Raw genomic sequence first — 15,603 nt, 5'->3', positions numbered from 1 at the left:
TTCGTTCTCGCCTTGACATAATGAACGCATGATCCGACTTTTTGTAGGCTTGGGAAACCCCGGCCCTGAATATTCCGCCACCCGGCACAACGCTGGTTTCTGGTGGATCGATGCACTTGCGCAACTCACCAAGGCGACACTGCTGATGGAAAAGGGGTTTCACGGCCTGGTGGCGCGCACCTCGGTGGAAGGTCAAGCCATCTGGTTGCTGCAACCGCAAACGTTCATGAACCAAAGTGGCAAATCAGTCGCTGCGTTGGCCAACTTCTTCAAGATCGCACCGCAGGAGATTCTGGTTGCCCACGATGAGCTGGATATTGCGCCGGGTGAGGCCAAACTCAAGCTCGGCGGCAGTCATGCCGGACATAACGGTTTGCGTGATATCCATGCCCAGCTCGGCAGCGACCAGTATTGGCGGCTGCGACTCGGGATCGGACATCCGGGTAACCGGGCTGATGTGATTCACTGGGTACTAAAAAAGCCTTCACCAGATGATCGCATCGCCATCACCCACAGCATTGACCGAGCCGTGACGGCGCTTGGGCATCTGGTCCGGGGTGAGCTGGAAACCGCCACCCGCCTGATCCACACCAGCAAGCCACCGCGTCCAAAACCACCCCGACCGGCCGGGACGCCACTGTCAGCCGTGCCACCTGCATCCTCACCCAATGAAGTGAATGCGTCATGAGAATTCGTCGAATCGCCATTTTATTGATAGCAATCAACGCTCTCAATCATTGGGCTGAAGCACAAACAGTCTACAAATGTGGCAGCACTTACAGCCAGACGCCCTGCCCCGACGCGCGGATCTTGCCGGTCGACGATGGACGCAGCGTGGCGCAGCAGCAACAAACCACGGCAGCAAGCCAACGCGATCAATTGCGCGCCGATCAATTGGAGAAGACACGATTGGAGCAAGAAAACACCAGCGCAAGGCCAAGTCCGGCAGCGAAAGCAACATCGCCCAAAAAAGTCGGGCGAGGCCCTGCCACACCGGCCAAACCGATGGCACCGGCCGTGTCCCGACCATCGGCAACCCCCATCACCAGGCTGGCCAAAAAGCCGCAGCAGTTTGTGGCCGAGGTTCCGGGTTCAGGCACCAGCGCAGCCAAACCGAAAAAGCCGACCGTCAAAAAGACCCTTGACAAATAAGTTGAGTCAAACCACCGGCGGCGTGGGCTTCAACGGCACTTCGGACGCGTTCGATGCGACCGACTCGCGACCGCCGGCCATCGCCTGCAGCCGATGGTATTTGCGCCACAAGCTGTCTGCATCCTCTATCCATTCTGGATGCACTGGAATGCAGCTGACCGGGCAAATCTGCACACATTGGGGTTCGTCAAAATGGCCAACACACTCGGTGCAGCGTTGAGGATCGATCTCGTAGATTTCGCGGCCCATGTAGATCGCGTCATTGGGGCACTCGGGTTCACACACGTCGCAGTTGATGCACGCATCGGTGATCAGCAAGGCCATGGCGACTTATCTTGCGAAATACTCAAGCACTGATGTCCGGGTTGGCGGCCTCGGCTGCCTTGACAATCATCACCGGTACACCGGCTGCATGGAGCACTTCATTGGACACCGAGCCCAACAGCGCACGACGCAGGGTGCTGGTGCCGCTGGCACCCATCACCACCAGGTCGCAGCCATAGTTCTCCAGAATATCCACCAGCGTGTGGGCTGGATCCCCGGTGGCCACTTCGGTCTCGTAGGCCACGCCGGCCGCGTCCAGCAAGGCCTGTGCGGGCAGCAGCGTATTGGCGCCAGCGGCCGCGCTGACCTGCTCGATCACCCGCGGATCATGTGCCACCATCAGCTCGTACAGGCTGGCTGGCTCTTGCACATTGGCCAGCACGACGCTGCTGTCGAGCCCATCTGAGCCCAGGCGGATGGCAAAACGGACCGCCTCCAGCGCGACGGCGGAACCGTCAAAAGGCAAAAGAATCTTCATGCTTGCTCCATTCAAAACTGTCAACACGCGCGCAAAGTACGCACTTTTTCCAGCAAGCACCGATGCACACCGGGCGAGACAAATTTATCCACCTCGCCACCCAGGCTGGCAATCTCGCGCACAAAGGTGCTGGATATGAACTGGTACTTGTCGCCGGGTGTCAGGAACACCGTCTCGACCTCCGGCATCAGGGCGCGGTTCATGCCCGCGAGCTGGAACTCGTAATCAAAGTCAGTGACCGCACGCAAACCACGCACCATCGCCTTGGCACCCCGCGCAATCACAAAGTCACGCATCAAGCCCTGGTAACTTTCGACCTGCACCTGCGGGTAGGCCGACAAGGCGTCACGCGTCATCTGCAAGCGTTCGTCCAGGCTGAACATGGCCTTTTTGTGGTGCCCTGCGGCAACGGCCACAATCAGACGACCGAACAGCGCAGAAGCACGCCGCACAACATCTTCGTGGCCCAGGGTGATCGGGTCGAAAGTGCCAGGGTAAACCGCAATCAGATCATTGGTCATATCAGGTCAGTAGGTGTCAGCACATTATCGACCGCTCAGGTCAGTGCTCCAGACGCTTGCGGTACCGGTACCACGCGCAAGCTGGCCATGAGAATACTCTTGTCCTGCGGATCTGCCAGCGCCTCAATCAAACCGACGGCCAAGCGGTAATGCTCGTGGTGCGGCGCGGACTGGCCAGAGCAACAGGCCGCGTTGGCCATGACGACATGGGACAGAGCCGTTTCCCATGCCTCGCTGTCGCGACCAAGAAAATATTGATGCGCACCCAGTGCATAGGTCTGTGCCAGGTGGGCATTGCCCAGCAAGGCGTGCACCTGGCCCAGCAGAAGTTGGGCCACTGCTGCATGGTGCTCGGTACCCACTTGCTGCCACAGGTATGCAGCCGCGTGCGCCGCATGGAGCATTTCCTGATCTTCCGTGGCAGTGCGCTTTTCTTGCTCTGACAAGGTCCAGGCACGGTTATTGGCAGACGAAGCAAAACGGCGACACCAATTGGCCTGTTCGTCTGGTTTTTCAGGGTCCGTCATACCTTAAACCTCCAATGAAGTTGCGAATCACTATTAACTAAATAGCTGTAAATCGAATACCGGTAAGCGCTAAAGCATAAAACGTTCTTGATATTAGAAGCGCATGCCAAGCTTCCAAGGCAGGTCTCAGAACGGCATCTTGGGCATACCCTTCATGCCGCCCAGACGTTTCATCATTTTCATCATGCCACCGCCTTTCATTTTTTTCATCATGTCCTGCATCTGTTCGAATTCTTTGAGCATCCGGTTGACCTCCTGCACCTGAACACCCGCGCCCGCAGCAATGCGGCGTTTGCGCGTTGCCTTGATCAGCTCGGGCTTGGCACGCTCCAGCGGCGTCATGCTGTGGATGATGCCTTCCTTGCGTTTGATGTCTTTTTCAACCCGCCCCAGGTCGACCTGACCGGCCTTGGCCGCCATCGCCGAGGGAAGCTTGTCCATCAGGCTGCTCAGCCCGCCCATCTGGTTCATTTGCTGGATTTGACTCAAGAAGTCATTGAGATCAAACGTGGCCCCACTCTTGACTTTGGCCGCCAGCTTTTGCGCGGCTGCGAGATCCACCCCAGATGTCACCTGTTCAACCAGGGCCATGATGTCGCCCATGCCCAGCACCCGCCCGGCGTGGCGCTCGGCGTCAAACACCTCAAGCCCATCGAGCTTTTCGCTGGTGCCGGCAAATTTGATCGGGGCACCCGTAATCTGTCGCACCGACAGCGCCGCACCACCGCGCGAGTCGCCGTCGAGTTTGGTCAGAATGATGCCCGTCAGCGGCAATGCCTCCTTGAACGCACGCGCCGTGTTGATGGCGTCCTGACCCTGCATGGCGTCCACCACAAACAGGGTTTCGACTGGATGGATGGCAGCGTGCAGGTCCCGGATCTCACGCATCAATGCCTCATCAATGGCCAGCCGACCGGCCGTGTCGACCAGTAATACGTCAAAGTAATGTTTGCGTGCAAAGTCCAGCGCTGCCAGAGCGATGTCGACCGGTTTTTGATCCGGGGTGCTGGCGAACCATTGCGCACCGGCTTGGGCGGTAACGGTTTTGAGCTGCTCAATGGCGGCCGGTCGGTACACGTCCCCCGATACCGTCAACACTTTTTTACCGCGCTTTTCGATCAGGTGTTTGGCCAACTTGGCCGTGGTGGTGGTTTTGCCAGCACCCTGCAAACCCGCCATCAGGATCACCGCGGGGGGTTGTGCGGCCAGATTGATATCGGACACGCCGTCCCCCATGGTGGCCGCAAGCTCCTTGTTGACAATGGAAACCAACGCCTGACCCGGGGTGAGAGACCCCATGACATCCTGACCCAGGGCCTTTTCCTTGATACGGGCGACAAAGTCTCGCACCACAGGCAATGCCACGTCGGCCTCCAACAGCGCCATGCGGACCTCACGCAGCATATCGGCCACGTTACTTTCGGTAATACGTGCCTGTCCACGGATCTCTTTGACCAGTCGGGAGAGTTTGTCGGTAAGTGCGGATGCCATAGCAGAGGGTGTTCCGGCAAGCGGAGCCTGGGTTGAAACCACTCGATGAGCGGCGGGGTACAAAACGCTAAACTGTACGCATGATTTTAGCCAGTGCCTCTCCTTTGACGCTGACGCTTGCCCTTGGGGCAGCCGCAGCCTATGCGGCGGCAGCCACGGGTGCTGCCCGTTCCAGCCAGACACTGTCACGGCTGGCGGTCTGGCTCGCCTGGGGGTTGCACGGGTTGCTGCTGGTTTCGAGCCTGTGGGGTGCCGAGCCACGATTTGGTTTCGCGCCCGCGTTGTCGGTCACGGCGTGGCTGGTGGGTCTGGTGTATGCGGTTGAGAGTCACGTCTACCCGCAACTGCGCACGCCATGGTTATTGGCTGGTGTGGGTGCCGGCGCAGTTTTGCTGGGACTGCTGTTTCCGGGTAGTTTGCTGCACACGGCCGCCTCAGGCTGGTTGCCATTGCATTGGGCCTTGGGTATCGCATCTTATGGGCTTTTTGCCGTCGCCGTGGTGCATGCCTGGCTGATGACCCGAGCCGAGGTACGCATACGCCGGGCCGCCGATGCCCATACCGGTCTGCCTTTGTTGACCATGGAACGTCTGACCTTCCGCTTTGTGGGTGTCGGTTTTGTTCTTCTATCGGCCACCCTGCTGGCCGGCTTTTTCTTTGGCACCCAGCTTTACGGCAATCCCCATGCGCTCAAGTGGGACCATAAAGCCGCTTTCTCGGTGCTGTCCTGGCTGACTTTTGCGGCGCTGCTGATTGGCCGTGCCCGTTTTGGCTGGCGCGGGCGTCGCGCGGTACGGGTGCTCTATATCGGATCGGGTCTGCTGCTGCTGGCTTATGCGGGTTCCCGTTTTGTCCTCGAAGTCATCCTGGGGCGAAGCCTGTGAAGTTGCTGTTGGTGCTGGTTGCAGTAATCGGGGTGGTATGGCTATGGCGCAACCGCCTGCCAGCCGATCAGCGCTCTGCCGACCCGCCGCCCCAAAGTGACTCGGAACCGATCAACATGACCCGCTGTTCTCTTTGCGGTGTGCATGTACCAGAGGGCGAACTTGTTCTTGGCAAAAATGGGGCTTACTGCAGTGACGCACACTTGCACCAGCGGGAACCCTGAATGCGCTTGCATCCCGTGATGCCGTCCTGGCTGACGGCGACGGCCTCGGGTGGAGCACCGGATGGCGCAACTCAGGAGTTTGAACGCCTTTGGCTTGGCTTTATGACCGGCCGGGTTGCGCTTGGCTTGACCTTTACGCTGTTGCACACGGGCATTTACCTGATGTCCAGCACGCCAAACCGTTGGCCCTTGTTGATCTGCCTGGCCTATGTGATGGCGGCGCTGATGGTACGGGTGCTGGCCCAGCCGCAGCGGCTCAGTGCCCGAATCGATGGTCAATGGGCACCAACCGTCGGGGTGGATGTCATTACCTTTGCTGCGCTGCAGATTGTTCAAAACTCCGGCATCAACTACACCCCGTTGCTGGCACTTCCTGTGCTGATGGCCAGTGTTTTGGGCTCCGAACTGTTGGCTTTGGCAGCTGCCGCCGGTGTGACTTTGTTGCTTTTTGCCTATGCAGGGTGGCAGTCACTGCTGGCGTCGACCGAAGGCGACAACAGCACTTTTTTTCTGCAGGCTGCCCTGACCGGTGCCGCGTGTTTTGCTGTTTCGTTCATTGCCAGCCAAATGGCCTCACGTCTGGCGCGGGTGGAACAGCGAGCGCAGCACAATCAGCTGGCCGCTGAAGTACAGCGCCAGGTCAACGAGCTGGTGATCGAGTCGCTCGCTGATGCGGTTCTGGTGGTGGATGCACAGGGACAACTGAGATCGGCCAACCCGGCCGCACAGCGCTTGCTGGGGATCAGCCGATGGATGCCGGACACCGAGCTCAACCTCAACGCCCAACCAGACTGGCAAGCCCTGTTTCGAGTCATTGCAACCTGTTTTGGTCAGAGGCAGGCACAACAAGACGATATTTCAATCCGTTATGGCAACCAGGGGTCGCGCCAGCTCCGCGTTCGGACGCAGTTGACCCCCCCGCAAGACCGACATGCCCAGCAACTGTGTGTGGTATTTTTGCAGGACCAGCGGGAGATTCAGGCGCGGATCCGCTCAGAGAAGTTGGCGAGCATGGGGCGCATGTCGGCGGCAGTGGCGCATGAAATTCGCAACCCGCTGGCCGCCATCACGCAGGCCAACGCCCTGCTTTCGGAGGAGTTGCACGACACGGCGCAATTGCGACTGTCCGGTATGGTGGCGCAAAACGCGCAGCGACTTGAGAAAATTGTGCACGATGTATTGAACTTGGCACATGTTGGGTCAGCTCAGTCCCAAGAGTACACACAGCCACTGGCGCTTTGCGAGAATATGCAGAGGTTTTGCCAGGACTGGAAGACGCAAAACCGGGTTGGACCGGAATTGCAAGTCCGGTTGCCCGCCGATGCCATCCATGTGACGTTTGACCCTGAACACCTGCGCCGCGTATTGTTCAACTTGCTTGATAACGCCAGACGCTACACCCAACAGGCACCCGACAGCATCCAGGTCAGTGTGGACGTTAGCGACGCCTACACGTCTCAGCGGCAGGTCAGGCTGTGCGTCTGGAGCAAAGGGGTCGCGCTGGAACCATCGGTTGAGCAGCATCTGTTTGAGCCGTTTTTTTCATCGGAGAGTCGCTCCAGTGGGCTTGGGCTGTACATTTGCCGTGAACTCTGCGAGCGCCATGGTGCAAGCATTGCCTACGACCGGAGCACCCGGCTGGCCCAGGGACTTGCCAGTGAGGGAAATGCATTCATCCTGTTACTGAGAGCCAGCGAAATCGACCCAACTGACAAGGGGCAAGTACGTGAAGCAGCATGACCATGCCTGACAAATCCGCCAGAATTCTGGTCGTGGACGATGAGCCCGACTTGCGTGCGCTCTACGAGTTGACGCTGCTGCGCGAAGGGTATCTCGTGGATACGGCACAAGACCTGGCGCAGGCGCGTGCCTTCCTGGGCGCGCAACACTATGAGGTGGTGATCACCGACATGCGTCTGCCCGATGGATCGGGGATGGCCCTGATCACCGAGATCAAATCCCAGCACCGCCCCGAGCGCAGTGTGGTCATCACCGCCTATGGCTCGGCCCAGAATGCGGTCGAAGCCCTCAAGTCAGGTGCATTTGATTACCTCACGAAACCCGTTGATCTGAAACAGTTCCGCCATGTCATTGCAACGGCTGCACACGGATCACCTGCTGCACCAGAGGCGGCCGGGTTTGGCAAAGCGATGACACCCACCAGCACCAGCGCGCTGGGTCAGCGAGCCTTGGCCAAACTGGTGGGTCGGTCCGAATGCATGCAAAACACCAAAGAGCGCATCCTCAAGGTGGCTGCCAGCATGGCTCCGGTGATGATCACCGGCGAATCAGGCACCGGCAAGGAGCTTGTCGCCTATGCCATTCATGCCAACAGTCACCGTGCCAAGGGTCCGTGGGTGGCCGTGAACTGTGGTGCCATCCCGGAGAACTTGCTGGAGGCTGAGTTTTTTGGCGTCAAAAAGGGCGCCTTCACCGGCGCACAACAGGATCGGGAAGGTTTTTTCCAGGCTGCCCGTGGCGGCACCCTGTTTCTCGACGAGATTGGTGACTTGCCGCTGGCGATGCAGTCCAAACTGCTGCGCGCAATACAAGAGCGTCGCATACGCCCCCTGGGTTCAACGGTGGAGGATCCGGTGGATGTTCGCATCGTCAGTGCCACCCACAAAAACCTGGCTCAGGAAGTGCTGGAGTCCCGATTCAGGCAAGACCTGTTCTACCGTCTGAATGTCATCGATCTGGTGATAGCACCCTTGCGTGAGCGCAAGGAAGATCTGCCAGAGCTGTGTGCGGCGCTGCTGGCACACATTGCCGAAGAATCGGCAATACCGGTGCCCGACCTGGCACCTGCTGCCATAGCCCAACTTGCTCAGTTGCCCTTGCCGGGGAACGTACGCGAACTGGAGAATCTGCTGTACCGGGCAGTCGCGCTGGGCGACGGCCAGCGTCTGCAACTTGAGGCGGGGGCGCTGCTGCCTCATCACACCGCCCGCGCCAACCCGCTACCGACCGCTGTCGAAACGACTCGGGCACCACTTGTACCGGACGACTTGCAGGAGCATTTGGACACGTTGGAGCGCGCCATCTTGCTGCAAGTGCTGCAAGACACCAACTTCAATCGCACCGCTGCCGCAGCACGCCTGGGAATCAGCCTCAGACAAATGCGTTACCGAATCACCCGCTTGCAGATTGATCTGCCGGTCAATGCAGAAAGCGGCGACGACAGTGACACACATGCCTGACCCGGTCGTTGGACGCGCCAGTTGGCAAGATGGCTGGTTATTGTCTGCCGCAACATCGCCATCCGAGAACTTTGGTCCGAGACCCGCTCATGCCAACATTGATTTGCTGGTGCTGCATTCGATCAGCCTGCCACCCGGTCAATTCGGCGGCGATGCGGTCCACCGACTTTTTACCAACCGCCTGGATTGGGACGCACACCCGTATTACAAGCAGATTGAGGGTATGCGTGTCTCAAGCCATTTTTTTATCCGGCGAGATGGCGCACTTTGGCAGTTCGTCAGCTGCGATGACCGGGCATGGCATGCGGGCCAGTCGTTTTACCGGGGTCGCAACAACTGCAACGATGACAGTATTGGCATTGAGCTTGAAGGACTCGAAGGCGATGCCTTCGAGGACGCCCAGTACACACAACTGAGTCGCTTGTGTCGCGCCATCTTTCAGCGTTACCCGATTGCCCATATCGCAGGTCATCAGCATATTGCGCCAGGTAGAAAGGCAGATCCAGGGCCAGGGTTTGATTGGCCGCGATTGCAGACTTCGCTGCAAATTGAGGATCGGTGTTTACCCTTAACAGAAAAGACCTGTGCCATCAACCTGACGCAGTCGCCCAACCCTTAACTTGCCATCCCCAACGCTTCAAATCCGAAGCAGAGCGTCCGTTGATCGCTATGAAATCAAGAGATGGAACAGATTTCCGAAGCACGGCCATCGCGTAGGAAACACTACGGGTAGCGTCTGACCACCCTTTTGATCCACAGATATAGTGTTAAGCTTGCACGAATGCAGGCAACGTTGGCTTCGAGCAAATGTACTGGCCAGCATCCAAAAATCCCCTTTTGCGCCCGTTACGAGAGAGTCCATGCACCACAGCCTGTCTACACCTACGCCCGCGGGTTTCAGCGCGCTTCATCTTGAAGCCACTGGCCCACTGTCTCCCACTGGCTCAGTCTCACTCAGCCAGTACCAGATCATCCGCCGCAACGGAGCTGTGGTGCCGTTTGAGCCCAACAAGATCGCCGTTGCCATGATGAAGGCGTTTCTGGCAGTGCATGGCACACAAGGTGCAGCCTCGGCAAGCGTGCGCGAAACCGTCGAAGATCTGACGCAAGGCGTCATTCGCGCCTTGATGCGTTCTCGCCCTGCTGGCGGAACATTCCACATCGAGGACGTGCAAGACCAGGTGGAACTGGGGCTGATGCGCGGCAGCCACCATGAAATTGCCCGAGCTTACGTTTTGTACCGTGAAAAGCGCACACAGGAACGGGCGCAAAAGACCATGCAGGCCGCACCTGCGGCACCGCTTTTGCACGCTACTGAAAACGGTGAGCGTGTGGTGTTGGACTTGGACCGACTCAACAGCATCATCACAGATGCCTGCCAGGGACTGGGAGAGTCCGTCAAACCTCAGCCAATTCTTGCTGAAACCATGCGCAATCTGTACGACGGCGTTCCGATGGACGAGGTCTACAAGGCGTCGGTGCTGGCGGCGCGCACGTTGATTGAACGGGATCCCGACTACACCTTTGCGACCGCACGTTTGCTGTTTCACACCATTGCCAAAGAGGTTTTGGGGCAGGATGTGGCCCAGTCCGACATGGCACAGGCGTATCAGGACTATTTCGCCCCCTTTATCCAGCGCGGGGTAGAGAACGAATTGCTCGACGAGAAGCTGATGCAGTTCGACCTGCCCCGACTGGCGTCAGCACTGAAGGCTGAGCGCGACCTGCAATTTGACTACCTCGGTTTGCAAACTCTGTATGACCGTTACTTTTTGCACATTGGCAAAACCCGTATCGAACTGCCACAAGCCTTCTTCATGCGGGTTGCCATGGGACTGGCGCTCAATGAAATTGACCGCGAGGCACGTGCCATCGAGTTCTATGAGGTGTTATCACGCTTTGACTTCATGTCCAGCACACCCACTTTGTTCAACAGTGGAACTTTGCGCTCCCAATTGTCGAGTTGCTATCTGACAACGGTGCCAGACGATCTGGATGGCATTTACGAAGCCATCAAGGAAAACGCCTTGCTGTCGAAGTTCGCCGGCGGGCTCGGCAATGACTGGACCCCGGTGCGCGCTTTGGGCAGCCATATCAAAGGCACCAACGGCGAATCGCAAGGTGTGGTTCCGTTTCTCAAGGTCGTCAACGACACCGCTGTTGCCGTCAACCAGGGCGGCAAACGCAAGGGCGCGGTGTGCACTTACCTCGAGACCTGGCACCTCGATGTCGAGGAGTTTCTGGAGTTGCGCAAGAATACCGGCGATGATCGGCGGCGCACTCATGACATGAACACATCCAACTGGATTCCCGATCTGTTCATGCGCCGGGTGATGGAAAAGGGCCAGTGGACGCTGTTTTCGCCCAACCATGTGCCAGACCTGCATGACAAGTTTGGCACAGCCTTCGAGACAGCCTACCTGGCCTACGAAGAGAAGGCCGCGAGAGGCGAAATTCAACCCTCGCGAACCCTCGCTGCCACCGACTTGTGGCGCAAGATGCTGACCATGTTGTTTGAAACCGGTCATCCCTGGATCACATTCAAAGACGCGTGCAATATCCGCTCACCTCAGCAACACGCCGGGGTAGTGCATTCAAGCAACCTGTGTACAGAAATCACACTCAACACCAGCCGGACCGAAACTGCGGTGTGCAATTTGGGGTCAGTGAATTTGTTGCACCATCTCAAGGACGGTGCCATCGACCATGTGAAGCTCAAACAGACCGTGACCACCGCGATGAGGATGCTCGATAACGTGATCGACATCAACTATTACGCGGTCAAGAAAGCGCGCGACTCCAATCTGCGCCATCGGCCCGTTGGGCTTGGTCTGATGGCATTTCAGGACAGCTTGTACCAGTTGCGAATTCCATACGCCAGCGAGTCTGCCGTGACTTTTGCAGACGAATCCATGGAGGCCATTTGCTATTACGCCTATTGGGCATCCACCGAACTTGCCCGCGAGCGTGGCAAGTATTCAAGTTATCGGGGCTCCTTGTGGGACCAGGGCGTCATGCCACTTGACACACTCGACATGCTGGCCAAGCAGCGTGGCGGTTATGTGGAGGTAGATCGCAGCACCAGGCTGGATTGGGATGCCCTGCGCAAGAAAATCGCGCAGGACGGCATGCGCAACTCCAACTGTGTCGCGATTGCACCCACAGCAACCATCTCCAACATCATCGGGGTGGATGCATCCATAGAGCCGAGTTTTGGCAACCTGTCGGTCAAGTCAAACCTCTCAGGGGAGTTCACCATCATCAATAGCTATCTGGTGCACGACCTCAAGCGTCTGGGCCTATGGGACGATGTGATGGTGATGGACCTGAAACACTTTGATGGCTCGCTGCAACCGATTGACCGGGTTCCAGCCGAAATCAAGGCGCTCTACGCAACCGCCTTTGAGATTGAGACGCGCTGGCTGATCGAGGCCGCCTCACGGCGACAAAAATGGATCGATCAGGCCCAATCGCTCAACATCTACATGTCGGGTGCGTCTGGCAAAAAGCTCGATGACACTTACAAGCTGGCCTGGTTGCGTGGTCTGAAGACCACGTATTACCTGCGCACCCAGTCGGCCACCCATGCTGAAAAGTCCACGGTGGCGGCAGGGCGACTGAACGCCGTATCTTCTGGCAACGAGCCAAAAGGTCAAGGCACCATGTCTGCGCTGGATTTGGCCGCCGCTGCAGCGCATCACCAATTGGCCGCCACACCCGCCACCGATGTGAAATTCTGTGGTGTTGACGACCCTACCTGTGAGTCATGTCAGTAGCCAATACCGAGTGGCTTCTGTCGACGATGCGCAAGCACAACATCGTGTCCAACATGAGCACCGACTGAGACTTCAATGCTATCTATTTTTTGAACACCCTCAGATAATCCAACGATAGGAAATTCATATGTTGTCCTGGGACGAAGAAGTCACACCCACCGCCACCGCGATCTCTGCACGTGATCAGCTCAAGCCCCTGCTGGCCGAGCAGTTCAATGGCCCGTCGGCACAAATCTCAGACCGGGTTACCGCTCAAGTACCCCACAATATCACGGCAAAAAACAGCACGCAAGCGTCGGTATCACGGCGTGTCGTGGCGGCCGACAAACGAATCATCAATGGCAAGACCGATGTCAATCAACTGGTCCCGTTTAAATACAAATGGGCGTGGGAGAAATACCTCTCCAGCTGTGCCAACCACTGGATGCCTCAGGAAGTCAACATGACGCGTGACATTGCGTTGTGGAAAGATCCCAACGGGTTGAGCGAGGACGAGCGCCGGATCATCAAACGCAATCTTGGTTTCTTTGTCACAGCAGACTCGCTCGCTGCCAACAACATTGTGCTGGGAACCTACCGGCACATCACCGCACCGGAATGTCGGCAATTCATGTTGCGACAGGCTTTTGAGGAAGCCATTCACACCCACGCCTATCAGTACATCGTCGAGTCCCTTGGACTCGATGAAGGCGAGATTTTCAGCGCCTATCATGAGATCAAGTCCATCCGCGACAAGGACGAATTCCTGTTGCCGTTTATCGAAGTCATCATGGATCCCCAGTTCAAGACTGGCACACCGGAAACGGATCAGACTCTTTTGAAATCCCTGATCGTGTTCGCCTGCCTTATGGAAGGATTGTTCTTCTATGTGGGCTTCACCCAAATTCTGGCGTTGGGTCGGCAAAACAAGATGACGGGCGCAGCAGAACAATACCAGTACATCCTGCGCGATGAGTCCATGCACTGCAACTTTGGCATCGACCTGATCAACCAGCTCAAACTGGAGAATCCACAACTTTGGACGCCCGCCTTCAAGGCTGAGATCCGGTCTCTCTTTGAGCAGGCGGTCGACCTGGAATACCGCTATGCGGAAGACACCATGCCTCGTGGTGTGCTGGGCATGAACGCATCGATGTTCAAGGGATATCTGCGTTACATCGCCAATCGCCGTGCCACTCAAATCGGCTTGGAGGCGCTTTTTCCCAATGAGGACAATCCGTTCCCCTGGATGAGTGAAATGATTGATTTGAAGAAGGAACGTAACTTCTTTGAAACCCGTGTCATTGAGTACCAGTCTGGCGGTGCGTTATCGTGGGACTGAAAACTCCGCCTGACACCCCTTATTCCACAAGTCATCCGCTTGTGATACCCCATTCATGCTGCTGGGTTCAGTCCAGCAGCATGAATCGCTTGGCGCTGATCGAATGGCGCGAAGTGCTCTTTGTTAACTGATCAAGGAGATTTGAATGGCAACTGCAAAAAAACCAGCCGCTCCCAAAACGGCTCCCGCTCCCAAAGTCGCTGCCGCCAAAAAAGCTGCGCCAGCCAAGACGACAGCCCCGGTCAAGGCCGCTGCTCCCGTAAAGGCAGCGCCTGCGGCCAAGGCGGCAGCGCCAGCAAAGGTCAAAGCATCAGCCAAGACTGCTGCATCGGCCAAACCTGCTGCACCCGTAAAGGCCGCGGCGCCAGTCAAGGCGGCCGCACCTGCCAAAAAAGCGGCACCGGCCAAAAAACCGGTCGCGGTGAAAGCCACGGCACCGGTCGCACCAACCGCTGCGCCCAAAAAAGCGGTGCCGGCCACCAAGCCCGCAGCTGTCAAAAAGGCAGCAGCGGTCAAGGCAACGCCAGCTCAAGCTGCGGCACCTGCCAAAAAAGCAGCGGCAAAACCAGTAGCCAAAAAAGAGGCCAAGGCACCTGCAAAAAAAGCAGCTCCAGCCGCCAAAACCAAGCTTAATCCGCAAGCTGCGTGGCCCTTTCCGACCGGCACAAAACCCTGACAACGGCTCTCAGATCAGCAACAAAGCCGGGGCATCACCTCTCCGGTATTTCGCTTGGTCAGGGATAAAACGCCAGCAGCCGGTATCCCACGATCCGCTGCCCGGGTTCGCTGTGCTTGATCCGCACGATTCGGCTTATTGCGTACTCTTTACCGGTGGGCAATTCAAGCGCCACATCAAACAATTCGCCGCGTGACAGCACACGTCGAACGATGGTTTGCTCCTGAACATCCGTCAGACTCAGCTCCACACTGGGCAAGGCGAGCGGTAGAGCCGTCTGGTTTTTGATGACAAAAGCCAACCGGTAGGTGTCTTCGTTGAGCTTGTTAAACGCCGCTGCGTCCAGTGTAATGGCCTCGATGCGTCTGAGCGCATGGACCGAGCAACCGATCGGCACGCAAAACCTCTCCAACAAGGGTTTCCAGTCAGGATGGGTGGCTGCAAGCCGATCGCGTTCCCAATAGAACCACTGCCCGAGCAAAGCTGCCAAAAGCAGCAGCAAGGCGAGCCACAAGGCGGAACGAATCCAAGCCGCACCAACCAAACGTCCAGTCCGTGGCTCCAGCATGAAAGTGACCGCTTCGGTCGCTTCAACGGTTGCTGGCGCACCGACCAACACCGCTTCATCCACCGGTGGCAATACACCGATTGTTTCAGGCGAAATCTCTGGATGTTGCACAACACAACTGGCGTCCGGCACCGCGACGATCATCGGATCATCAACCGGTATGCTCTCCTGGGCCGAACCGGTTGTAACCTGCGCTGCAAGGGGTTCGACAATGGTCTCAACGACGCCGGGGGTTGAACGCTCCGGTGCAGGCAAAGTTACAGCCAAGGGATCAGCCGGAACATCCTCCTTCCCAACGGCCTCCTCTTCTTCAAGAGCAAGTTCTATCAGGTGCTGAGACGCATCAAATATCTCAGAGCACTGGCCGCACTTGACCCAGCCCTGTGAGATTCGCAGTTGATCCGGCACCAACCGGTAAAGCGTTTCACAAGCCGGGCAGCGCGTCAACAAACTCATGTGCG

Annotated in this window: 16 protein-coding genes; 10 read left to right on the top strand and 6 right to left on the bottom strand. The window is 57.6% G+C overall.

Going from position 1 to position 15,603, the window contains the following annotated elements; genetic code table 11:
• Positions 1-28: 28 nt before the first annotated feature.
• Positions 29-688, top strand: a complete 660-nt coding sequence (gene pth, locus KBF66_RS00850; RefSeq protein WP_296650559.1) for an aminoacyl-tRNA hydrolase — start codon at positions 29-31, stop codon at positions 686-688.
• Complete coding sequence (locus KBF66_RS00845) at positions 685-1,152, top strand: hypothetical protein (RefSeq protein WP_296650555.1); 468 nt, start codon at positions 685-687, stop codon at positions 1,150-1,152. The genes pth and KBF66_RS00845 overlap by 4 nt, the downstream gene beginning before the upstream one ends.
• Positions 1,153-1,158: 6 nt before the next feature.
• On the opposite strand, the gene KBF66_RS00840 is transcribed toward KBF66_RS00845, so the two are convergent.
• The 5 genes from KBF66_RS00840 to ffh form a co-directional block, all read right to left on the bottom strand.
• Complete coding sequence (locus tag KBF66_RS00840; protein ID WP_296650550.1) at positions 1,159-1,476, bottom strand: YfhL family 4Fe-4S dicluster ferredoxin; 318 nt, start codon at positions 1,474-1,476, stop codon at positions 1,159-1,161.
• A gap of 22 nt (positions 1,477-1,498) precedes the next feature.
• Positions 1,499-1,954, bottom strand: a complete 456-nt coding sequence (locus tag KBF66_RS00835) for a universal stress protein (RefSeq protein WP_296650547.1) — start codon at positions 1,952-1,954, stop codon at positions 1,499-1,501.
• Positions 1,955-1,974: 20 nt separating this feature from the next.
• Positions 1,975-2,475, bottom strand: a complete 501-nt coding sequence (gene coaD / locus KBF66_RS00830; protein ID WP_296650543.1) for a pantetheine-phosphate adenylyltransferase — start codon at positions 2,473-2,475, stop codon at positions 1,975-1,977.
• A 35-nt stretch (positions 2,476-2,510) separates the two neighbouring features.
• Positions 2,511-3,002 carry a hypothetical protein gene (locus KBF66_RS00825; protein ID WP_296650535.1) on the bottom strand — a complete coding sequence of 164 codons (492 nt, stop codon included), beginning with the start codon at positions 3,000-3,002 and terminating at the stop codon, positions 2,511-2,513.
• Positions 3,003-3,128: 126 nt separating this feature from the next.
• Entirely contained in the window at positions 3,129-4,493 is a 1,365-nt protein-coding gene (gene ffh / locus KBF66_RS00820; RefSeq protein WP_296650531.1) for a signal recognition particle protein, read from the bottom strand.
• 80 nt (positions 4,494-4,573) lie between these two features.
• Between ffh and ccsA the strand changes: the two genes are divergently transcribed.
• The 8 genes from ccsA to KBF66_RS00785 all read left to right on the top strand — a co-directional run bounded on the left by ccsA (position 4,574) and on the right by KBF66_RS00785 (position 14,574).
• On the top strand, positions 4,574-5,377 hold the full coding sequence (gene ccsA, locus KBF66_RS00815; protein WP_296650527.1) for a cytochrome c biogenesis protein CcsA: 804 nt from the start codon (positions 4,574-4,576) through the stop codon (positions 5,375-5,377).
• The gene (locus KBF66_RS19595) at positions 5,374-5,601 is read left to right on the top strand and encodes a PP0621 family protein (RefSeq protein WP_365732523.1); all 228 of its coding nucleotides are present in this window, start codon (positions 5,374-5,376) and stop codon (positions 5,599-5,601) included. Before ccsA ends, KBF66_RS19595 begins: the two co-directional genes overlap by 4 nt.
• Positions 5,602-7,341 carry an ATP-binding protein gene (locus KBF66_RS00810; protein WP_296650523.1) on the top strand — a complete coding sequence of 580 codons (1,740 nt, stop codon included), beginning with the start codon at positions 5,602-5,604 and terminating at the stop codon, positions 7,339-7,341.
• Positions 7,342-7,343: 2 nt separating this feature from the next.
• On the top strand, positions 7,344-8,801 hold the full coding sequence (locus tag KBF66_RS00805; RefSeq protein WP_296650518.1) for a sigma-54 dependent transcriptional regulator: 1,458 nt from the start codon (positions 7,344-7,346) through the stop codon (positions 8,799-8,801).
• A complete protein-coding gene (gene ampD, locus KBF66_RS00800) occupies positions 8,794-9,420 on the top strand; it encodes a 1,6-anhydro-N-acetylmuramyl-L-alanine amidase AmpD (protein ID WP_296650515.1) in 627 nt (208 codons plus the stop codon). Before KBF66_RS00805 ends, ampD begins: the two co-directional genes overlap by 8 nt.
• A 241-nt stretch (positions 9,421-9,661) precedes the next feature.
• On the top strand, positions 9,662-12,577 hold the full coding sequence (locus KBF66_RS00795) for a ribonucleoside-diphosphate reductase subunit alpha (protein ID WP_296650510.1): 2,916 nt from the start codon (positions 9,662-9,664) through the stop codon (positions 12,575-12,577).
• Between the two features lie 127 nt (positions 12,578-12,704).
• The gene (locus KBF66_RS00790) at positions 12,705-13,898 is read left to right on the top strand and encodes a ribonucleotide-diphosphate reductase subunit beta (protein ID WP_296650506.1); all 1,194 of its coding nucleotides are present in this window, start codon (positions 12,705-12,707) and stop codon (positions 13,896-13,898) included.
• A 145-nt stretch (positions 13,899-14,043) separates the two neighbouring features.
• Positions 14,044-14,574 (top strand): histone, encoded by a 531-nt coding sequence (locus tag KBF66_RS00785; protein WP_296650501.1) that lies wholly within the window; start codon positions 14,044-14,046, stop codon positions 14,572-14,574.
• A gap of 58 nt (positions 14,575-14,632) precedes the next feature.
• Here the strand turns inward: KBF66_RS00785 and KBF66_RS00780 are convergent, their stop codons facing one another.
• A complete protein-coding gene (locus tag KBF66_RS00780; RefSeq protein ID WP_296650498.1) occupies positions 14,633-15,598 on the bottom strand; it encodes a zinc-ribbon and DUF3426 domain-containing protein in 966 nt (321 codons plus the stop codon).
• Positions 15,599-15,603 lie beyond the last annotated feature (5 nt).

The sequence above is a fragment of the Rhodoferax sp. genome (genome assembly GCF_018063565.1).
Lineage (GTDB): Bacteria > Pseudomonadota > Gammaproteobacteria > Burkholderiales > Burkholderiaceae_C > Rhodoferax.
Note: the sequence above shows the minus strand (reverse complement) of the source record. Positions and strands in the feature narration are given on the sequence as shown.

Excerpts from the sequence above, each read along its gene's own strand:
- KBF66_RS00825 (WP_296650535.1), bottom strand. The coding sequence starts at position 3,002 with ATGACGGACCCTGAAAAACCAGACGAACAGGCCAATTGGTGTCGCCGT.
- KBF66_RS00810 (WP_296650523.1), top strand. The coding sequence starts at position 5,602 with ATGCGCTTGCATCCCGTGATGCCGTCCTGGCTGACGGCGACGGCCTCG.
- KBF66_RS00845 (WP_296650555.1), top strand. The coding sequence starts at position 685 with ATGAGAATTCGTCGAATCGCCATTTTATTGATAGCAATCAACGCTCTC.
- ccsA (WP_296650527.1), top strand. The coding sequence starts at position 4,574 with ATGATTTTAGCCAGTGCCTCTCCTTTGACGCTGACGCTTGCCCTTGGG.
- ampD (WP_296650515.1), top strand. The coding sequence starts at position 8,794 with ATGCCTGACCCGGTCGTTGGACGCGCCAGTTGGCAAGATGGCTGGTTA.
- KBF66_RS00785 (WP_296650501.1), top strand. The coding sequence starts at position 14,044 with ATGGCAACTGCAAAAAAACCAGCCGCTCCCAAAACGGCTCCCGCTCCC.
- KBF66_RS00795 (WP_296650510.1), top strand. The coding sequence starts at position 9,662 with ATGCACCACAGCCTGTCTACACCTACGCCCGCGGGTTTCAGCGCGCTT.
- coaD (WP_296650543.1), bottom strand. The coding sequence starts at position 2,475 with ATGACCAATGATCTGATTGCGGTTTACCCTGGCACTTTCGACCCGATC.
- KBF66_RS00840 (WP_296650550.1), bottom strand. The coding sequence starts at position 1,476 with ATGGCCTTGCTGATCACCGATGCGTGCATCAACTGCGACGTGTGTGAA.
- KBF66_RS00790 (WP_296650506.1), top strand. The coding sequence starts at position 12,705 with ATGTTGTCCTGGGACGAAGAAGTCACACCCACCGCCACCGCGATCTCT.
- KBF66_RS00835 (WP_296650547.1), bottom strand. The coding sequence starts at position 1,954 with ATGAAGATTCTTTTGCCTTTTGACGGTTCCGCCGTCGCGCTGGAGGCG.
- KBF66_RS00805 (WP_296650518.1), top strand. The coding sequence starts at position 7,344 with ATGCCTGACAAATCCGCCAGAATTCTGGTCGTGGACGATGAGCCCGAC.
- pth (WP_296650559.1), top strand. The coding sequence starts at position 29 with ATGATCCGACTTTTTGTAGGCTTGGGAAACCCCGGCCCTGAATATTCC.
- KBF66_RS00780 (WP_296650498.1), bottom strand. The coding sequence starts at position 15,598 with ATGAGTTTGTTGACGCGCTGCCCGGCTTGTGAAACGCTTTACCGGTTG.
- ffh (WP_296650531.1), bottom strand. The coding sequence starts at position 4,493 with ATGGCATCCGCACTTACCGACAAACTCTCCCGACTGGTCAAAGAGATC.